This is a genomic window from Mesorhizobium sp. M0518 (assembly GCF_040321125.1).
GTDB lineage: Bacteria > Pseudomonadota > Alphaproteobacteria > Rhizobiales > Rhizobiaceae > Mesorhizobium.
Genome location: NZ_JAMYQY010000020.1, coordinates 116,199 through 133,936, shown reverse-complemented (window position 1 = coordinate 133,936; position 17,738 = coordinate 116,199). Strand labels below are relative to the sequence as shown.

The 17,738-nt window shown below is 63.1% G+C and carries 17 protein-coding genes; 10 read left to right on the top strand and 7 right to left on the bottom strand.

What is annotated here, in order from left to right; translation table 11 throughout:
- Positions 1–137: 137 nt before the first annotated feature.
- A complete protein-coding gene (locus NKI66_RS25550; RefSeq protein WP_023813090.1) occupies positions 138–1,343 on the bottom strand; it encodes a multidrug effflux MFS transporter in 1,206 nt (401 codons plus the stop codon).
- Between the two features lie 188 nt (positions 1,344–1,531).
- Here NKI66_RS25550 and NKI66_RS25545 point away from each other — a divergent pair, with 188 nt between their 5' ends.
- From NKI66_RS25545 to NKI66_RS25530, 4 genes are all read left to right on the top strand, one after another.
- The gene (locus NKI66_RS25545) at positions 1,532–2,221 is read left to right on the top strand and encodes a TetR/AcrR family transcriptional regulator (protein ID WP_023813091.1); all 690 of its coding nucleotides are present in this window, start codon (positions 1,532–1,534) and stop codon (positions 2,219–2,221) included.
- 118 nt (positions 2,222–2,339) lie between these two features.
- Positions 2,340–2,876: an SspB family protein gene (locus tag NKI66_RS25540; RefSeq protein ID WP_023813092.1), complete on the top strand. Its 537-nt coding sequence runs from the start codon at positions 2,340–2,342 to the stop codon at positions 2,874–2,876.
- A gap of 9 nt (positions 2,877–2,885) precedes the next feature.
- Positions 2,886–3,083, top strand: a complete 198-nt coding sequence (locus NKI66_RS25535) for a DUF4169 family protein (protein ID WP_023813093.1) — start codon at positions 2,886–2,888, stop codon at positions 3,081–3,083.
- Complete coding sequence (locus NKI66_RS25530; protein ID WP_352753414.1) at positions 3,080–3,304, top strand: ribbon-helix-helix domain-containing protein; 225 nt, start codon at positions 3,080–3,082, stop codon at positions 3,302–3,304. Before NKI66_RS25535 ends, NKI66_RS25530 begins: the two co-directional genes overlap by 4 nt.
- On the opposite strand, the gene NKI66_RS25525 is transcribed toward NKI66_RS25530, so the two are convergent.
- Positions 3,301–5,103 (bottom strand): chloride channel protein, encoded by a 1,803-nt coding sequence (locus tag NKI66_RS25525; protein WP_023813095.1) that lies wholly within the window; start codon positions 5,101–5,103, stop codon positions 3,301–3,303. The two genes, NKI66_RS25530 and NKI66_RS25525, sit on opposite strands and share 4 nt — an antisense overlap.
- A 156-nt stretch (positions 5,104–5,259) precedes the next feature.
- Between NKI66_RS25525 and NKI66_RS25520 the strand changes: the two genes are divergently transcribed.
- Positions 5,260–5,697 (top strand): MarR family winged helix-turn-helix transcriptional regulator, encoded by a 438-nt coding sequence (locus NKI66_RS25520; RefSeq protein WP_023813096.1) that lies wholly within the window; start codon positions 5,260–5,262, stop codon positions 5,695–5,697.
- 13 nt (positions 5,698–5,710) lie between these two features.
- Here NKI66_RS25520 and NKI66_RS25515 read toward each other — a convergent pair whose 3' ends face one another.
- Positions 5,711–9,610: an AsmA family protein gene (locus tag NKI66_RS25515; RefSeq protein ID WP_023813097.1), complete on the bottom strand. Its 3,900-nt coding sequence runs from the start codon at positions 9,608–9,610 to the stop codon at positions 5,711–5,713.
- Positions 9,611–9,763: 153 nt separating this feature from the next.
- On the opposite strand from NKI66_RS25515, the gene NKI66_RS25510 reads away from it, so the two are divergent.
- Positions 9,764–10,747, top strand: a complete 984-nt coding sequence (locus NKI66_RS25510; protein ID WP_023813098.1) for a Dyp-type peroxidase — start codon at positions 9,764–9,766, stop codon at positions 10,745–10,747.
- 70 nt (positions 10,748–10,817) lie between these two features.
- Here NKI66_RS25510 and NKI66_RS25505 read toward each other — a convergent pair whose 3' ends face one another.
- Positions 10,818–11,753, bottom strand: a complete 936-nt coding sequence (locus NKI66_RS25505; protein ID WP_023813099.1) for a hypothetical protein — start codon at positions 11,751–11,753, stop codon at positions 10,818–10,820.
- Positions 11,754–11,908: 155 nt separating this feature from the next.
- Positions 11,909–13,327 carry an FAD-binding oxidoreductase gene (locus tag NKI66_RS25500; protein ID WP_023813100.1) on the bottom strand — a complete coding sequence of 473 codons (1,419 nt, stop codon included), beginning with the start codon at positions 13,325–13,327 and terminating at the stop codon, positions 11,909–11,911.
- A gap of 102 nt (positions 13,328–13,429) precedes the next feature.
- Here NKI66_RS25500 and NKI66_RS25495 point away from each other — a divergent pair, with 102 nt between their 5' ends.
- Together NKI66_RS25495 and NKI66_RS25490 are read left to right on the top strand one after the other, a co-directional pair.
- The gene (locus NKI66_RS25495; RefSeq protein WP_023813101.1) at positions 13,430–13,909 is read left to right on the top strand and encodes a thioesterase family protein; all 480 of its coding nucleotides are present in this window, start codon (positions 13,430–13,432) and stop codon (positions 13,907–13,909) included.
- 235 nt (positions 13,910–14,144) lie between these two features.
- Positions 14,145–14,342, top strand: coding sequence for a hypothetical protein (locus NKI66_RS25490; protein ID WP_013531006.1), 198 nt, complete (start codon positions 14,145–14,147; stop codon positions 14,340–14,342).
- Positions 14,343–14,358: 16 nt separating this feature from the next.
- Here the strand turns inward: NKI66_RS25490 and NKI66_RS25485 are convergent, their stop codons facing one another.
- Positions 14,359–14,838: an Lrp/AsnC family transcriptional regulator gene (locus NKI66_RS25485; RefSeq protein ID WP_023813102.1), complete on the bottom strand. Its 480-nt coding sequence runs from the start codon at positions 14,836–14,838 to the stop codon at positions 14,359–14,361.
- Between the two features lie 89 nt (positions 14,839–14,927).
- On the opposite strand from NKI66_RS25485, the gene NKI66_RS25480 reads away from it, so the two are divergent.
- A complete protein-coding gene (locus tag NKI66_RS25480) occupies positions 14,928–15,836 on the top strand; it encodes an EamA family transporter (RefSeq protein WP_023813103.1) in 909 nt (302 codons plus the stop codon).
- A gap of 10 nt (positions 15,837–15,846) precedes the next feature.
- Here NKI66_RS25480 and NKI66_RS25475 read toward each other — a convergent pair whose 3' ends face one another.
- Complete coding sequence (locus NKI66_RS25475; RefSeq protein WP_023813104.1) at positions 15,847–16,734, bottom strand: dienelactone hydrolase family protein; 888 nt, start codon at positions 16,732–16,734, stop codon at positions 15,847–15,849.
- Between the two features lie 434 nt (positions 16,735–17,168).
- Here NKI66_RS25475 and NKI66_RS25470 point away from each other — a divergent pair, with 434 nt between their 5' ends.
- Complete coding sequence (locus NKI66_RS25470; RefSeq protein WP_023813106.1) at positions 17,169–17,603, top strand: hypothetical protein; 435 nt, start codon at positions 17,169–17,171, stop codon at positions 17,601–17,603.
- Positions 17,604–17,738 lie beyond the last annotated feature (135 nt).

Sequence of the window (17,738 nt, the reverse complement as noted above, 5' to 3'; positions counted from 1 at the left end):
ATCCTCCCAAAAACACGGGGGCGATCATGCCCCCGTGTCGTCAAAAAGCTACCAGCCAAATATCCTGTCAGAACACTGAAGGTGCCTAAGTGAACTGCATTAGGGATGAACCCGGCCTTTTTCATTTGTTTGGTTGCTTATTCCGCCGGTGCCTCGGCAACCTCGCGCGAGCGGCCGAGCGTGATCTTGGCCAGCGTGAAGGAAATCACCGCACACAGCGTGATGCCGGCCACCATCGGCAGCGGCGTACCGTCGAAGAACACGCCGGCAACACCCATGGCGAGTGCGCCGATGGCGAAATGCAGCGTGCCCATCAGCGCTGAAGCGGTGCCGGCGATCTCGCCATGTTCTTCCATGGCCAGCACCGAGGTGGTCGGGATGACCAGGCCGAGGAAGCCGTAGCCGACGAACAGCAGCGCCGCCATCACGTCGAGCCGGTCGATGCCTGTCGCCATTACCGCGAACAGCACCACCATCGTCGTCGCATAGCCGGTCACCGCGACGCGCACCACGCGCCTCAGGCCGAAGCGCTCGGCCAGCAGCCCCGTCATCTGCGACATGCCGATGAAGGCCACCGCGTTGATCGAGAAGAACACGCTGTAGACCGAAGGCGACAGCCCGTAATGGTCGATCAGGATGAACGACGAACTCGACAGATAGACGAAGAAGCTGGCAATGCCGAAGCCGGCGATCGCCGTCAGACCGAGGAAGTTGCGATCACCCATCAGGAAGCGGTAGGCCGACAGCGCGGTGCCGAACGAGGACCCGGCGCGATCTTCCACCGGTCGCGTCTCCTTGAGCGAAGTCGCCAGAAGGATGGTGGCCAGCAGAGCCGCGCCCGTCACTGTCCAGAACACGGCGCGCCAGCCGAAACTCTCGATGATCACGCTGCCGGTCAGCGGCGCCAGGATCGGCGACACCGAGAACACCAGCATCAGCAAGGACATCAGCTTGGCGGCCTCATTGCCAGTATGCAGGTCGCGCACGATGGCGCGCGGAACAGCCATGCCGGCGCTGGCGCCAAGCCCTTGCAGGAAGCGGAAAGCGATCAGCCATTCGATGGTCGGCGCCATTGCCGAACCGATGCCGCCGACCATGAACAGCGCAAGGCCGCCATAGAGCGGCAGCTTGCGGCCGACCATGTCGGAGATCGGCCCGACGACGATCTGGCCAAAACCCATCGACAGGAAGAAGATCAACAGGCTCATCTGCACGGCAGCGGTGCTCGCATGCAGATCGGCGCCGATCGACGGCAGCGCGGGCAGATACATGTCGATGGCGAACGGGCCGATGGCGGACAACAAGCCGAGCACGACCGCGATGCGGAGGAATTTGGGACTCATGATAAAGGCTTCTTTCAAATCTGGTTGCCGCCGCGGGGCGACGTCTAACCTAGGACGTTCCATCCCATGAAATTCCGACACTCCAAGAGCGAATTCTATTCGTCTCGTCGAGTGAAAATCTCTTTATCTTGTGTCCACAAATTTAGACACTCTTGTCTAAATCGTCAATCACCTCTATATAGTTTTTTATGAAGCTGCACGTTTCTCCTGACATTTTCCCGCCACGCGGCCATGAGGCCAAGCGCCTCTCGATCGTCGATTCCGCGGCTGCCGTGTTTTGCCGCGAAGGTTTCGCCGGCGCCAACATCGATCTGATCGCGGCCGAAGCCGGCGTTTCGCGCCAGACGATCTACAACCATCATGGCGACAAGGAGAAACTGTTCGTCGCCGTGGTCCGCGACCTCACCGAACGCTGCAATGCCGGCATCTTCGCCACCATTGCCACCTTCCCCGACCAGCCCAAGGATCTCGAAGCCGATCTGATCGGCTTTGCCGTGCGCTTGAACCAGAATTGCATCTGCAACCGCGACGGAAAATTCCTGCGCAAGCTGATCCAGACCGAAGGCGAGCGCTATCCCGAACTGTTTGCCGAATGGCGCGAACAGGGACCGGGCAGAACATGGCCGGCAATCGCCGCCCGCTTCGCCCGCCTCGCCTATGGCGGCTATCTCACGATCGAGGACCCGGATGTGGCGGCACGCCAGTTCCTTGGCCTCGTCAATGCCGAACTGCAGACCACCTTCATGCTTGGCGGCTCGCCGCGCGAGGACGAGGTGCTGCAATCCGCGACCAATGGCGTGCGCACATTCCTGCGCGCCTTCGGCAAGCGCCGGTCCGCGGCATCGTCCGAAAAGCAAAGCGCGCTCGCCAGCGCCTGAGCGATCAAATCGCTGGCAATAGTCTTCGCTTCCGCGCAAGGGTGATCTATATGCGGTTTACGCCGCCCTAAAGCTTGATTACAGCTATGCGGACGATTCAACGGAACCCGACCGCCACATGGCCGACGACCACATCCGCTACGACATTCTGGCCCAGGAGGCGTTGCGCGGCGTCATGCGCAAGGTCCTGGCCGAGGTCGCGCGCACCGGCCTCCCCGGCAACCACCACTTCTTCATCACCTTCCTGACCGGCGCGCCGGGCGTACGCGTGTCTTCGCGGCTGCGCGAGCGCTATCCCGAGCAGATGACCATCGTCATTCAGTTCCAGTATTGGGACCTGAAGGTGACCGATACCGGCTTCGAGGTCGGCCTGTCCTTCTCCGATGTTCCGGAAAAACTCGAAATCCCGTTCTCGGCCGTGCGCGGCTTCTATGATCCCTCGGTTAATTTCGAACTCGAATTCGACGTCAAGACGGATGGCGCGGCAACCGACGAACCGGCTGCGCCAACTCCGGAGCCGTTGACCATCGTCTCCGAGAAAAAGCCGAAGGCCGAGAAGAAGGCCGCCGCCGAGGCGGAGAAGAAGCCCGCGGCCGCGGACGCCGCCACCAAGGGCGCCGAAGTGGTCTCGCTCGACGCCTTCCGCAAGAAATAGACCGGCGGCATGGCCGAAATCGTCAATCTCCGCCAAGCCCGCAAGCAAAAGGCGCGGGACGAAAAGCTGCGCGCCGCCGAACAGAATCGCGCGCTGCACGGCCGCTCAAAAGCCGAAAAAGAACGCGACCGTATCGTCGCCGACAAGAGCGAAAAATTCGTTGCCGGGCATCGTCGTGAAAAGCCCGGCGACCCCGACCGCCAATGAGCCCGGTCGAAAAGCGTTCGGTGACCATTCGCGGCCACCGCACCAGCTACTCGCTTGAAAAGCCCTTCTATGACGACCTCGTCGCGGTCGCGGTGACCAGAAAGCTGACGCTCGCTGCTCTTGTCGCCGAAGTCGACGAGACGCGGCCCCGCGACACCAACCTGTCCTCGGCGTTGAGACTCTATGTGCTGGAATGGGCGAAGCACGCAGAGAGAATCTAAAGGCTTTCGACGGCGTCGTTCTTTTTCGTGTGTCTGGTGCCGAAGCCAAGCAAGGTCGAACGCTCGCGCTCCTCGGCCTGTTTCCTGGACCGCACGCGCATCAAATCCTTCCAGCCGACATAGCCGACCAGCAACGAGCCTTCGCGAGTGACGACGGGCAGATGAGAGACGTTGGCCAGCAGCAGTTTGTCGGAGAGGCCTTCGAGATATTCGTCCGGATAGGCCAGCGTCACCTTGCTGCCGGCCAGCAGTTCGCCAAGCGTGGTGGTGCGGTGCGTGCCGGCGCGTCTCCAGCGCAATATCGCCGGCGGATCGATGAGGCCCAGCACATGGCCGCGCTCATCGACCACCGGGAAACTCGGATGCCGTGTTTCCGGCGCTGTCAGGAACGCTGCCGCGCCATGCAGCGTCATCGTCGCCGGCACGCTTTCGACTTGTGACGTCATCACCTCGCGCACCCTGGTCAGGGCGAAAGGGTCGACGCGGTATTCGCGAACCAGATGATGTCCCCTTCTGGCGATCTTTTCGGTCAGGATCGATCGCTTCATCAGAAGCACGGTGACGGCGTGCGCCGCAGCGCAGGCAGCAATCAGCGGCACCAGCATATGCGTGTTGCCGGTCAGTTCGACGGCGAAGAACGTGGCGGTCAGCGGCGCACGCATCGTGCCGCCCATCGTGGCGGCCATCGCCAGCAGCGCCCAGAAACCCGGATCCGCGGCAGGCAGAACGCCGGCGAGCACAGCGCCCATGGCCCCGCCCATGATCAACAGCGGCGCCAGCACACCTCCCGACGTTCCCGAGCCGAGCGCTACCGACCAGATGATCGCCTTCACCACCAGCAGGAGGAGTGCTGCCGTCGCGACGGTGCGGCCGTCCAGCATGTCAGTGATGTTGTCATAGCCGACGCCGAGCGCGTGCGGCTCGATCAGCCCGCCGATGCCGACCACCAGTCCGCCAAGCATCGGCCACCACATCCAGTGGATCGGCAGCTTCTGAAAACCGTCCTCGCAGGCATAGACCATCTGCGTCAGCAGCCCCGACAAAAGTCCTGCACAAACGCCGATCGCCACCCAGCCGGCAAGGCCGACAAAGGACACCTCCATGCCGCCCTGAAACGGAAAGATCGGTCCGGGCAGATGCAGCATGGTGCGCTCCACCTCGGCGATAACAGCCGCGACCGCCACCGGAATGAAGCTGCGCGGGGTCCATTCGAAAAGCAGCAGTTCGACCGCAAGCATGATGGCGGCGATCGGGGTTCCGAACACCGTGGTCATGCCCGCCGCAGCACCGGCCACCAGCAGCGTCTTGCGTTCGTTGTCGCTGACCGGCAGCATCTGCGCGATCAGCGAACCGATCGCGCCGCCGGTCATGATGATCGGGCCCTCGGCGCCGAACGGTCCGCCGGAGCCGATCGAGATCGCCGACGACAGCGGCTTCAGGATCGCCACCTTGGCGTCGAGTCTGGAACGCCCGAGCAGGATCGCCTCTATGGCTTCGGGAATGCCGTGACCGCGGATCTTCTCGCTGCCGAAGCGCGCCATCAGGCCGATGATCAGCGCGCCGATCACCGGGACGATGACGGAGGCATAGCCAAGCGGCGTGTCCTCGAGCTTCAGATCGGCGAGCGTGAACTGGCCAAAATAGGCGATGTTGGTGGCCAGCCGGATCAGCTTCAAAAGCGCGATGCCGGCAACCAGTCCAGCTGTCGCCACCACCACGGCAATGGCGGCGACGAACAGCACCCTGGCATCCGTGGTGAAATCGCGCAGATGTTCCGGGTTCGAGTGAGGGGTCTTCATGGCAGTTTGCTTCCTGGCGGCGCGCCGTATGTCTGAGATGCGGCACGGTCGAAGCGGCCAGCCGGGCTTGTTGGTGGTTATGTATCGTAACACGATATAAATATTCAAGCCGGTTTCGCCCGAAATCCGTTTGAGCTTTCGCCGGAAAACGAACACATGTCTGATATGTCGCAGCCACAAAAATCACGCCCCGCCATCAGCCAAGCCGATTACCAGCGGCTATCGGAGTTTCGCTACCTGATCCGCCGCTTCCTCGAATTCAGCCAGGTCCAGGCGGAAGACGCCGGCCTGACCCCGCGCCAGCATCAGGCGCTGCTGGCGATCAAGGGATTCCCCGGCGGCGGCCCGGTGACGGTTGGCGATCTCGCGGAACGCCTGCGTATCCGCCACCACAGCGCCGTCGAACTGGTCAACCGCCTCGGCGAGGCGGGGCTGGTCACAAGGGATCAGGACAAGGACGACCACCGTCGCGTGCTACTGCAACTGACCGAGCGCGCCGACGATTGTCTGGCCGAGCTGTCGGCGGCGCATCTCGACGAGCTGTCACGCATCGAACCTATGCTGCGACGTCTGCTCGATCGGGACCGTGGGTAACCGCCGTCAACTACTACTGCAGCGACTTCAGCAGATTGTCGATCGTGAACGGATTGGACTTCGGCTTGGCCGGCGGCGGATTGTCATTGGCCTGCGGCAGCGGGGCACGCTCCACCTTGGGAGCCTGCTGCGCGGCCTTGCGCTCGGCCTCGAGCCTTGCCTTTTCCTGCGCCGCGATGCGCACCGCCTCTTCCGCCTTCTGCCGCTCCTGCTCGGCCTGCGCTTTGGCCGCCTCGTCGGCGGCCTGCTTTTCGGCAGCCGCCTTCGCATCGGCATCGGCCTTGGCCTTTGCGTCCGCCTCAGCCTTGGCCTGGGCATCCGCTTCCGCCTTTGCCTTGGCGTCCGCCTCGGCTTTCAGCCGCGCCGCTTCCTGCTGCTTGCGCAGTTCTTCGGCCGCCTTGTCGCGAGCATCCTGCAGCGCCGCGTAGTAGCGGACCTCGCGCCGAAGCCGCTGCTTTTCGAGCAGCGCGGCCTGCATCGCCTCGACGCGCTGCTGTTCCTTTTCCAGCGCGCGTTGGGTCAGGAACTGCGCCAGCGGCTCACTGTCGAATGCTCGTTTTACCGCGCCGAACGGCCCCTCGGCGGTGAAATTCAAGACCGGCTCGGAGCCGACCAGCGCCTCGTCGCCCGGCCGATAGGTGATCGCACCCTTGGCCGACACCGTGACCGCGTTGAGATCCGCCGTGACGTCGGCGGACAAGGTCGCCGCCGGATTTTCCAGGCTGACCGGCGGCGCCCGCAGCGTGCCGCCGGCAACCGTGAAGGCTATGTCGGTGTCCTTGGCGGCTAGACTGCCATCAGCGGCGATGTCAGGCGCGAAGCCGGCAGTCTTGGCCGCATCGATGTCACGCCCGATCGCATCCGCCTTGACGAGGAACGCACTGAACGCATCTGGATTGACGCCAGCAACTTTCACGCCCTTCAACGCCGCAGTGCCGGAGCCTGATAAGGCGGCCACCATCCCTTCGACCGATTTGCCGCTGCTTGACAGCGCTGTCGAGAAGTCGCCGATGCCGCTGATGCCGGCATCCGGCAGCACGGTCGCCAGATCGGCGCCCGCCAGTTTCATCTGACCAGTGAACAGCCCGGTGCCGTCATTGTTCTTCAGCTCGAACAGGCCGCTGAGCGCCCCGCCAAGCAATTTCGCCTTGAGATCCGAAACGCGGATGCCTTCCTGGTCGAGCTTGAGCGAAAAGGCGGCATCGTACGCGGTGGCGAACCGCCCGGCGGCAAGTGCTGCCGTGGTCAGGTCGAGGTCGGCGGTGAAAGGCAGGCTGGATTTCTGGCTGAACGGTGTGGCCGGCCACGCGCGACCCTTGTTGGTTTCTTCCTTGTCGGCAAGAAAGGCGGAATCGCCGAACAGCGCCACCGCCATGGGATCGAGGTCGAGTTCGTCGAGCGCCAGCGCCCCAGCCAGATGCGGCACGCCGTTCTTTACATCGATATTGACGTCGCCGGACACCGCCGCTTCGTTGATGGCGCCGCTGAGTTCGTCCAGCACCAGCAGACCGTTGCCATAGTCGCCCTGCGCGGCGAGCGACGTCGACATGCCCGCCCCCATGCCGGGCAGGCCGATGCCTGACGTCATCAGCCATGGCTCGATGTCGGCGGCATCGAGGCTGAGCTTGCCCTTGGCGGCGAAGCCTTGCGGCGTATCGGCGATCGTGCCTTCGAAACCAGCCTTGAAGTCGTTGCCGGCAAGGCTGAAATTCGTCGCCAGGCCGCCACCCAGCGTTCCCTTGGCCTGAATGTCGGTGCTTGCCTCGCCCAGCATGCCGAGCGGCAGCGCCGGCAGGCCGTAAAGGGCCAGCAGCGTGGTGGCGTCAGGGTTCTTGGCGTTGAAGGTAAGCGCCACCGGCGCTTCGAGAAGCTTGTCCACCACCCCCTTCCCCGACAGCGATGCGGAAAAGGCCGAGCCGCCGGCCTTGCCTTGTCCGCTCACCGCCAGGCCGGTGGTGCCGTCGCCATTGTCGGCCGCACTCGCCACCAGGTCGACACGCGCATCCTGGAACAGCTCGGGATAGGCAGCGGCGCGGCTCGCCAGCCCTTTCAGCACGGCACTGTCGGGATAGTGCCGGGCGGCGACGTCGACCAGCGGCTTCAGGTCGACGGCAACCACCGACGCATCGAGCTTGCCGGTCGGGCTCGCCGGGAAATCCTTGATCCTGCCGGTGGCGCTGATCGAGGCGCCGGCCAGCCCGCCCACCGACAGCCGGTCGATTTCGAGCAGCCCGTCGCGCAGCCTGAGCGCCGTGTCGACGGTATCCGCGGTCAATCCGCCAGCGTTGACCGGCCCTGCCTTGATCTGGAAATCGAGGTCGCGGTCGGCAAAGCGATTGGCGCCCTTGTCGCTGACGAAGATCGAGGCGAAGGCCGCCAGCCCGTCGACATCGAGGTCGCCCCCTTCGAGACGCATCAGCACTGAGGGCTTGGCATCGTCGGGCTGGCTGGAATCGATGCGGCCGGAAAACCTCGCCTTACCCAGGATCAATTCGAGATCGCTGAAGGCCTGGCGCTTCTGCGAGAGGTCGACCTTGGCCTTGAAGCCGGCGGCAGGCAGACGGCGGATCGCCTCGTCGACATCCTTCGACAGCCAGGCGGCAAAGCCGGAGGGTTGCGCCACGGCCAGCAGCAGCGAGCCGTTGAAGCCGAAATGACCCTCCAAATTGAGCACGAGCATGCCATCGGCTTCCAGCGTGGTGCGGCCGGGCAAGGTCGCGGCAAGCGATTTCACCGACCAGCCGCCATCGACCGGCTCGGCGGAAAGATGCACGTCGCGCACCGTGGTGTCGCCGGCCACCACCGCCGGCAGCTTGACCTCGACGGTGCCGGGGATAGTCGGCTTCGGCATGTCGAGCAGCGCCTGCTCAAACGCCGCGATGCGCTGGTCCAGCGTCAGGCCGGCGCCGGCCTCGGCGCCCACCGCCTCGTCGAACTGCACCTGCGCGCCATTGGCCTCGATGGCGAAACTCGGTTTCAGCCCGAGATCGACAGAAGCCTTGCCATCGGCGGTGTAGGGGTTGTCGAGCGGCCCGGTCTCGAAGCGGAATTCGTCGACGCCCAACTTCTGGTGGTCGAGCGAAAACTTGCCGTTCAGCCGAAAGCCCGGATCGGGCTTGCCGGCGGAAACCTTCACCGTCTCACCGTCGGTGCTGCGCAGCTCGGCGCTGTTCTTGTCCGCACCGGAGATTTTGAATTGGCCGGAATAGACGGCAGCGCCATTGACAATGCCAGCATTGCCGTCGGCTTCGATGACCAGCGGATAGGCGTCCGGATCGGCCTTCAGCCGCAGCCGCATCTGCCCGTTGCCTTCAGCCTTGCCGGTGGACGCGGTGACCGCGGTGCGCAACCCGTCCAGCCGCAGCGTGCCGTCCATGCGCCATGGCCCGGCCAGCGATTTGGCCGAGATAGTTGAATTGATCTCGGAAAACAGATGGCTGCGCCCGCCGGCGGCATGGCGCAGTTCGATCTGCCCTTCCGTCACCGTCAGCTTCTCGATCGAGATCTGGTTGAGGTCGAAGGGCGAGGACGGCCGCATCGCCCAGTCGACCGTGCCATTGTTGGCGATGTCGATGGTCGCTTTCGGCCGCACCAGCCGCATGTCGAAGATCAGCACTTCGCCACGCAGGAAGGGCGCCAGTTCCGCATCCATCGAAAACGTCTCGACGGTCATGGCCGGCTGGCCATTGGGGCCGCCGGCGACAGCGACATTCGAGAAGGTCACCGAGGGGAACGGCAACAACCTTGCCGTGGCGTCGCCCTGCACGGTCACCTTGCGGCCGAGAATGGCGCTCGCCTCGCGCTCGAATTGGGCGCGGTAGCCTGTCCAGTCGACAAAATACGGCACCACCAGCGCCGCACATAGCACCAGCACGAACAGGCCACCAAAGATCACGAACAGGCGTGCGAGCATCAGCTCCGAATGGGTTGATTGAAATTCTGCCGCACTCTACCCGCATCCGCGTGTCGATAAAGAGGCAATTCATCCAGTGTTGCGCGATGTCTCATCCGCAGTTGCGTGATCTCGGGCGATCTGAAACAAATCCCGGCGAAGCGGAGAATTCGGATGTCTGGGAAGAACTGGGATCGCGTGCCGATCGACGCGCAAAGCGTCGACGCTCCGCTGTCGCTTTCGGCGGTCTTTCTTGTCGTCACCGTCGCCGGCGAGCAGACCGCGCTCGCCAAGGTGGCCTCCGTGCTTGGTGGGCTCGACGATCTCGTCAAAACCGTCGGGTTCCGCGATCTTTCCGGGCGGCTTTCGTGCATTGCCGGCATCGGCCGCGATCTCTGGGATCGTCTTTCTCCAGATCGGCGGCCGCTGGAACTGAAACCGTTTGCGCCGATCAAGGGATCCGTTCATTCGGCGCCCTCGACCGCTGGCGATCTTCTCTTCCACATCCGCTCCGAACGCCCCGACATGTGCTTCGAGTTCGAGCGCATTCTGCTCGACAATCTCGGCGACGGCGTGAGCGTCGTCGACGAGGTTTCCGGCTTTCGCTATTTCGATGCGCGCGACCTGCTCGGCTTCATCGACGGCACCGCCAACCCGACCGGCCTCGATTTGCCCGCCTCTGCGCTCGTCGGCGATGAAGACGCCGACTTCGCTGGCGGCAGCTATGTCGTCGTCCAGAAATATCTGCACGACATGCAGGCCTGGGCGCGCATTCCGACGCCCGAGCAGGAAGCGATCATCGGCCGCACCAAGATCGACAACATCGAAATCGACGATGACGACGCGCCGCGCAAATCACACAAGTCGCTGGCCACCATCGAGGATGCCGATGGCAACGAGTACGACATATTGCGCGACAACATGCCGTTCGGCAGGCCCGGACAAAACGAGTTCGGGACCTACTTCATCGGCTATTCCAGATATCTTTGGGTCATCGAAAAAATGCTGCAGCGCATGTATATCGGCGACCCGCCGGGCGCCTACGACCGCCTGCTCGATTTCTCGACGCCGCAGACCGGCACAACGTTCTTCGCGCCAACCCGCCCGATCCTGCAGGCTCTTGTCGAGGGTCCACGGGAGAGGCAGGCCTCGCGCTAGATCAATTAAATTTGGGCGGCGCCTTCCCATCAATCTTTCTTAACGCCGTTTCGGCTGCGGCATGGGCGCGCTATTCTCGCCCTCCGGGATGGTTGCTCCAACCGCAAGAACCGCATGTACTGTAATAATCCCCATCCGGCTCGATCCGGATGTCGAAATGGGAACGGATATTTCGCGAGGAACATTGCGGACACTGACTGATTGCGCCTGCCCCAACTCGCATGGCCACCTGCACGAAATGCCCAACGAGAGTATCGGTGGCGTGTACCGCGATTGATGCGGCCATTTCAGTGGCGTTCGTGTGATGGGTCAGCCAATTCACGAGTGTCCATGTGTCATCCGCCATAGCCTTCAAATAGCTTCTCAACTCTTTGTTGCTGCCGCCAGGACACAAGAGCCCCACCAGCACTTCACTCCAGGCTTTGAAATTGGCCGCTTGAGGTTGCTCCGCGACGCCCGTGAGATCAACTCGTCGTTTCACCGCGGTAATGAGGGCGAGAAGGCATTCCCGCAATTGCATGCCTACAGCTTGCAGATCCTCTGCCTCTACGGCACTTTCCAAGCGGCTGAATGCCTGCTCCTGTCTGCGTAGCACTTCGTCGAACGGGTTAGGATGATCGGGGTCCGGCCTTCCCTCGCGGCTCCGAAGGCGCGTCATCAATCCGATATGAAATGAAAGTGTGTAGTCGAGACTTGGAAAATATCGTTGCGAATACAAATTCGTCAGATTCGTGATCACCCACCAACGATTTTTATCTGTGGTGACATCCCAAATTTCATACGCTTCCCCCAGCACATATTCCTTTTTCACACGTTCAACATGCTTCACTGCTTCATCTTGCGCCTGACCCGCGACGTAGTTTGCGATATCTTGTTCGGCATCCGCGTCACGAACTGGGCTATATCGCCTGATTTCCTCCGGCGGAACCGGATGATCATGAACAACGCAGTCATCGGACTCCGTTGTGGTCTTTGGCTTCTTCCGTTTTCGCGTTTCTTTTTGCATCTCGGCCACCTCGTGTGATTATTACCTAGATCACCGTTATCTTTTAGATGTTGCCAATCCTCGAAAGAGGCCTTGGCCGCCTGATGCTTCGCGGCGCGCCAGCGGGCCATAGTGGCTACGTCGATCGGCAGCAGTGTCTGCTTGAGGCTATTCCTCTATTTCCCGGCGCCCGGCAATATCTTGCCCGGGTTCATGATATCGAGCGGATCCAGCGCCTGCTTGATCGTGCGCATGATGTCGACGCCGTGGCCGAGTTCATGGCGCAGGAAGCCGATCTTGCCCTGGCCGATGCCGTGCTCGCCGGTGCAGGTGCCGTCCATGGCGATCGCCCGCATGTTGAGCCGCGCGACGAACTTTTCCGACAGTGCGATCTCCTTCGGATCATTCACATCCATCAGCACCAGAACGTGAAAATTGCCGTCGCCCGCATGACCGACGATCGGCGCGATCAGGCCCATCTCGACAATGTCGGCTTCGGTCTCCATGACGCATTCGGCAAAGCGCGAGATCGGCACGCAGACATCGGTCGACAGCCCCTTGGCGCCTGGCCGTAGCGTCAGCGACGACCAGTAGGCGTCATGCCTGGCCTTCCACAGTTTGGTGCGCTCCTCGGCGACGCTGGTCCACAGGAACGGCCCGCCGCCATTCTCTTCCGCGATCATGCCAAAGGTCTCGGCCTGTTCGGCAACGCCGGCATCGCTGCCGTGAAACTCGACGAACAGGCAGGGGCTTTCGGGATAGTCGAGCTTCGAATAGTTCTTCATCGCCCGCATCTGCAGCGCGTTGACCAGTTCGATGCGCGCCACCGGGATGCCCATCTGGATCGTCGCGATGACCGCGTTGCAGGCCGCCTCGACGCTCGGAAACGGGCAGACGCCGCCAGAGATCGCCTGCGGGATGCCTTGCAGCTTCAAGGTCAGCGAGGTGATGATGCCGAGCGTGCCTTCCGAGCCGACCAGCAGCCGCGTCAGATCATAGCCGGCCGAGCTCTTTTTCGCGCGCTTGCCGGTCGTCACCGTCTCGCCGTCGGCCATCACGGCGGTCAGCGACAGCACGTTCTCGCGCATCGTGCCGTAGCGCACGGCATTGGTGCCGGACGCCCGCGTCGCCGCCATGCCGCCGAGCGAGGCATTGGCGCCCGGATCGATCGGAAAGAACAGGCCGGTGTCGCGCAGATGCCGATTAAGGTCCTCGCGGGTGACGCCGGGTTCGACCGTACAGTCGAGGTCCTGCGGATTGACCGCCAGGATGCGGTTCATGCGCGACGTGTCGACCGATATGCCGCCGCCCGGTGCGTTGGTGTGACCCTCCAGCGAGGAGCCGACGCCGAAGGCGATCACCGGCACGCGGTGCGCGGCACAGGCCCGCACGATCTCCTGCACCTCGGCGGCCGTCTCGGGAAACGCGACGCCGTCCGGCGCCTGCGTCGGAATATAGGTGGTGGTGTGCGCGTGCTGCGAGCGGATGGCTTGGCCGGTCTGGAATCGCTCGCCAAGCTGCTGCTTGAGGATGCCGAGCACAGCGGCGATGCCCTCCTCGTTGCGTTCGACCGGGTTGAGGTCGCTCAGAGCCATGAATTCCTCCGCGAATGGACCAGCGTCCACGCTTGTTATGCGTCTATGGATGCGTAGTCTCCGGAGCCACGCTCTGTCCAGCACCAGAACAAGGAAGTTTCGATGCCCATCCCCACTCCCTTCGTCTCAAAACCCATGGACATCGAGAAGGACTGGATCGACTACAACGGCCATCTCAACATGGCCTATTACAACGTGCTGTTCGACCGCTGCTCGGACGATGCCTTCGAGGCAATGGGCATGGGACCGAACTATGCCAGGGATCGTCGCCTCACCATCTACACGGCCGAAGTCCATGTCTGCTACGTGCAGGAGCTGCACCTCGAGCATAAGGTCACGGTCTCATTCCAGCTCATCGACCACGACGACAAGCGGCTGCGGGCCTATCAGGAAATCCGCCATGTCGACGGCTGGCTGGCCGCGACGTCCGAATCGCTGTCGCTGCATGTCGACATGTCCGGGCCGAAGGTGGCGCCCTTCCCCGCCGATGTGCTGGCCAGGGTCGAAGCCATGCGCGCCGCCCATTCGGCACTGCCGATGCCGGAACGGGCCGGCCGCTCGATCGGCATCAAACGCAAATAGGGCGAAGCCGATACTTCTCGTTTCCGGCTTCAAAGCCACACCGGCAATCTAAAATCGCAGAACCCTCCCATCGGCCGGCAGCAGTGCTTGAAGCAGCGCGGCGCCCACGTTAACCTTACCAAGGTTTTAACGGGAACAAGCCATTTGAGCCGTTGCGCGACTCAGCGGGTCGGTCGAAAACGATCCGCATCGAGGTAGCGACACGGGCGGCGCGGCGCCGGTTCGAGGAAAGTGCATGAAAACCGACATCAAGGTCGAGGTGGACAGGCTGGCTGCCGATCCGCGCATCACCGACTATGATTTCTGGCGCTCGCTCAAGAACGTCAACAACGAGATCTTCCACATCGCCAACAACAACGAGCCGATCCCGTTCGACATGATCCGCTGGCGCGCCATCCTGAAGCAGGCGCGCATGAAGCGCGGCCACGCATAGGTCCTCTCCCTGTACGTCAAGCCTGGCGCCTCAACGCCGCCAGGGCCGAGCGCGCCACCACCGGCGACGACTGGATGATCGCCGTATTGGTCATCGCATAAGGAATGATGCGGTCGATCACCCGCTCGAGGTCGGCCACCGAGCCGACATGCGCCAGCGCGACGAAACAATCCTCTCCGGTTACGCGGTCGCACTGCACGATCTCCGGCAGTTCGCGGATGATTTCGGCCACAACGGCCAGTTGTCCCGGCACCGGACGGATGCGCAGCCATGCCGACATCGGCAGGCCGAGTGCCGCCGGGTTGATCCTGACCGAATAGGCCTCGATGACGCCGCTTTCCTGCAGCCGCTTGATGCGCTCTGCCACGCTCGGCGCCGACAGGCCAACCGAGCGTGCCAGCTCCGCCGTGCTGGTGCGCGCGTCCTTCTCCAGCAGACGCAGGATCTTCATATCCGCGACATCGAGATCGGCACTTTCAGTTCGAAGGCGTTTCATGGAAAACTCCTTGCTTCCGGGAGAAAGATAGCCGGAAGAACCAATCATCTCCCATATAAATGGGCAAATCCGCCTGCGATACTGATCCGATGGTCGATCAAACGCAAGCTCTCGCGGCAGACCCTGTCCCTGCCAGCTCCACCCTCGCCAGGCTGACGGAAAAACTGCCGCCGCATGTCTGGTTCGGCGTCAGCGCCGTCTTCCACTATCTCGGGCCGGCATTCGCCGTCCTGCTTTTCCCGCATGTCGGCGTGCTCGGCATGGCGTGGCTGCGTATCGCCACGGCAGCACTCATCTTCGCACCCCTGACCCGCCCATGGCGAAGCCTCGCCCGCGCCGATCTCTCGACAAGGCTGCTGTTGCTGGCCTTCGGCGCCTGTCTGGCGGTGATGAACTGTTCGTTCTACCTGGCGCTCGACCGCCTACCGATCTCGCTGGTGGCGGCGATCGAATTCGTCGGCACCATCGGCGTCGCGGTGGTCGGCCTCAGGAGCCCGCGCAATCTTGCCGCCCTTGCCGTCGCGGTGACCGGCACCTTGCTGCTCATCGACGTCAAATGGTCCGATGATCCCATCGGGCTGTTCTGGGCCTTCCTCAACGGCGCGCTGTTTGTCGGCTACATCGTGCTCGGCCACCGCGTCGCCGCGTCAGGCGCAGGCAGCGGCATTGCCGGCCTGGGTGCCGCCATGGCGATCGCTTTCGTGGTCGTGCTGCCGATCGGCTTCACCGATGCGCTGCCGGCCTTTTTCTCGCCGCCGCTGCTGCTCGCCGCCATCGGCGTCGGCATCTGCTCGTCGGTTATCCCCTACATCTGCGACCAGCTCGCCATGTCGCGGCTGCCACGCGCGAGCTTCGCGCTGATGCTGTCGCTGCTGCCCGTCACCGCGACGCTGATCGGCGTCGTCGTGCTGCGCCAGATTCCAAGCTTTACCGATTGCCTCGGCATTGCGCTTGTGGCCGCCGGCGTCGCCTTCCACAAGCCGGCGAACACGGATTAGACGGACGCCCCTATGCCAGTTTCTGCTTGAGGAAGGCGATCGTTCTGCCCCAGGCCAGGTCGGCCGCCTTCTTGTCGTAGCGCGCTGCCGACGTGTCGTTGTTGAAGGCATGGTTGGCGCCTTCATAGACATAGACCGTGTATTCGACATGCGCCGCGTCGAGTTCCTTCTTGAAGGCGTCGATGCCGGCATTGATGCGCTCGTCCAGTCCGCCATAGTGCAGCAGCAAGGCCGCCTTGATCTTGGACATATCGGCGGCCTTCGGCTGCATGCCGTAATAGGCAACGCCGGCACTGAGATCGGGGGCGTTGATGGCCAGCATGTTGACCGTGCCGCCACCCCAGCAGAAGCCGATGGCGCCGACCTTGCCGTTGCCGTCCTTGTCGCTCTTGAGGAAAGCGACGGTCGCAACACCGTCGGCGATGGTCTGCGCCGGATCGAGCTTGGCGAACATGTCGCGCGCCTTGTCTTCATCGGTTGGCGTTCCGCCGAGCGGCGACAGAAAATCCGGCGCCAGCGCCACGAACCCCTCCAGCGCCACGCGTCGCGTCACATCGCGGATATGCGGGTTGAGCCCCCTGTTCTCATGCACGACGATCACCGTGCCGAGCTTGCCCGCCTTGTCCACCGGCTTGACCAGATAGCCCTTCATTTCGCCGCTGCCGCCGGGATAGCTGATGTCCTCGCCCTTCACCCGCGGATCGTTGTCGGCGACAACAGCCGCTTGCGCCGAATTTGCCGCCAGAAGCGGGGCGATCGCGGCGGCCGCCGCACCCGATCCGGCAAGCCGGGTCAACTGCTCCATGAACCGGCGGCGATCGAGCGTCAGATGCGTATATTCGTCATAGGCGTCGATCATCGCCTGGGTGATGGCGGGCTTGGCGTCGGGTTTCGTCATGGATCGGGTCCTCTGCTTCGGGCTTTAATTGCCAGCTACATAGGGACCAAGCCGGCATGGTCCAGTCGAGCACTCATCGCGGCCGCCGATTGCCTCAGGGCGTAGGCCGCTGGCCGCGTCCCGGCAGTAAAGCCGGTGCCATGCACGGCCGTGTCATCACTTTTTGGTCATTGGCGATAAATCCTGCTGGCGCTGCCACAATCGTGAGGGAAGGTGGCTATCGACGGTATCTTGACCGCGTGCCTACACGTCAAACCCAGAAGGAAGCGATGACCATGACCATGCCTTCCCCGATCCTCGCCAGCGCGCTCGTCCTTGCGGCGAGTGCCGCTTTGGCCCTGCGCTCGATGGTTGCGAGTGCAGGCAGACCATCGTTGATCAGGGTCCGCACTGAGCGGAACCGCAACGCGAAAACCCAGGGTTGAGGTGACGCTATGAACGTCCAGGACATCGTCAACACCGTTTCGCAGAAGGCCGGCCTCGACCAGACGACGACGGAGAAAGTCGTCGGCACCATTTTCTCGGTGCTCGAACACGAGGCGGAAGGCACAAGCGTCTCGGCGTTCTTCGCCAAGATCCCCGGCGCCGACGACCTCGCCCATCAATATGACGTCATGGCTGCCGCTCCGGCCGGCGGTGGCGGTTTTCTGTCGTCGTTGCAGGGGGCGCTTGGCGGCGTTCTCGGCGAGAAGGCCGGCGCGCTGATCAACGGCGTCGCCGCGCTCAAGGCATCCGGGCTCGACATGGCGCAGATCCAGAAGGCCGGCGCGACGCTGATCCAGCAGGCCGAAGCCGCCGCCGGCCCCGACCTGACCAACACGGTGCTCGGCTCGGTGCCCAGCCTGAAGGGTCATCTGGGGATCGGCTGATCGAGAACGGGCCGATCGGAAGATTTCCCGCCCCTCATCGCCCAGTCGGGCACTTTTCCCCGTCACTATACGGGAAAAGACACCGGCACAGATGAGGGGCGGCGCGACCTCTGAAAGATCGCGTTACCCTGTCGC

Coding starts and splice junctions, on each gene's coding strand:
- NKI66_RS25550 (WP_023813090.1), bottom strand. CDS start 1,343: ATGAGTCCCAAATTCCTCCGCATCGCGGTCGTGCTCGGCTTGTTGTCC.
- NKI66_RS25545 (WP_023813091.1), top strand. CDS start 1,532: ATGAAGCTGCACGTTTCTCCTGACATTTTCCCGCCACGCGGCCATGAG.
- NKI66_RS25540 (WP_023813092.1), top strand. CDS start 2,340: ATGGCCGACGACCACATCCGCTACGACATTCTGGCCCAGGAGGCGTTG.
- NKI66_RS25535 (WP_023813093.1), top strand. CDS start 2,886: ATGGCCGAAATCGTCAATCTCCGCCAAGCCCGCAAGCAAAAGGCGCGG.
- NKI66_RS25530 (WP_352753414.1), top strand. CDS start 3,080: ATGAGCCCGGTCGAAAAGCGTTCGGTGACCATTCGCGGCCACCGCACC.
- NKI66_RS25525 (WP_023813095.1), bottom strand. CDS start 5,103: ATGAAGACCCCTCACTCGAACCCGGAACATCTGCGCGATTTCACCACG.
- NKI66_RS25520 (WP_023813096.1), top strand. CDS start 5,260: ATGTCTGATATGTCGCAGCCACAAAAATCACGCCCCGCCATCAGCCAA.
- NKI66_RS25515 (WP_023813097.1), bottom strand. CDS start 9,610: ATGCTCGCACGCCTGTTCGTGATCTTTGGTGGCCTGTTCGTGCTGGTG.
- NKI66_RS25510 (WP_023813098.1), top strand. CDS start 9,764: ATGTCTGGGAAGAACTGGGATCGCGTGCCGATCGACGCGCAAAGCGTC.
- NKI66_RS25505 (WP_023813099.1), bottom strand. CDS start 11,753: ATGCAAAAAGAAACGCGAAAACGGAAGAAGCCAAAGACCACAACGGAG.
- NKI66_RS25500 (WP_023813100.1), bottom strand. CDS start 13,327: ATGGCTCTGAGCGACCTCAACCCGGTCGAACGCAACGAGGAGGGCATC.
- NKI66_RS25495 (WP_023813101.1), top strand. CDS start 13,430: ATGCCCATCCCCACTCCCTTCGTCTCAAAACCCATGGACATCGAGAAG.
- NKI66_RS25490 (WP_013531006.1), top strand. CDS start 14,145: ATGAAAACCGACATCAAGGTCGAGGTGGACAGGCTGGCTGCCGATCCG.
- NKI66_RS25485 (WP_023813102.1), bottom strand. CDS start 14,838: ATGAAACGCCTTCGAACTGAAAGTGCCGATCTCGATGTCGCGGATATG.
- NKI66_RS25480 (WP_023813103.1), top strand. CDS start 14,928: ATGGTCGATCAAACGCAAGCTCTCGCGGCAGACCCTGTCCCTGCCAGC.
- NKI66_RS25475 (WP_023813104.1), bottom strand. CDS start 16,734: ATGACGAAACCCGACGCCAAGCCCGCCATCACCCAGGCGATGATCGAC.
- NKI66_RS25470 (WP_023813106.1), top strand. CDS start 17,169: ATGAACGTCCAGGACATCGTCAACACCGTTTCGCAGAAGGCCGGCCTC.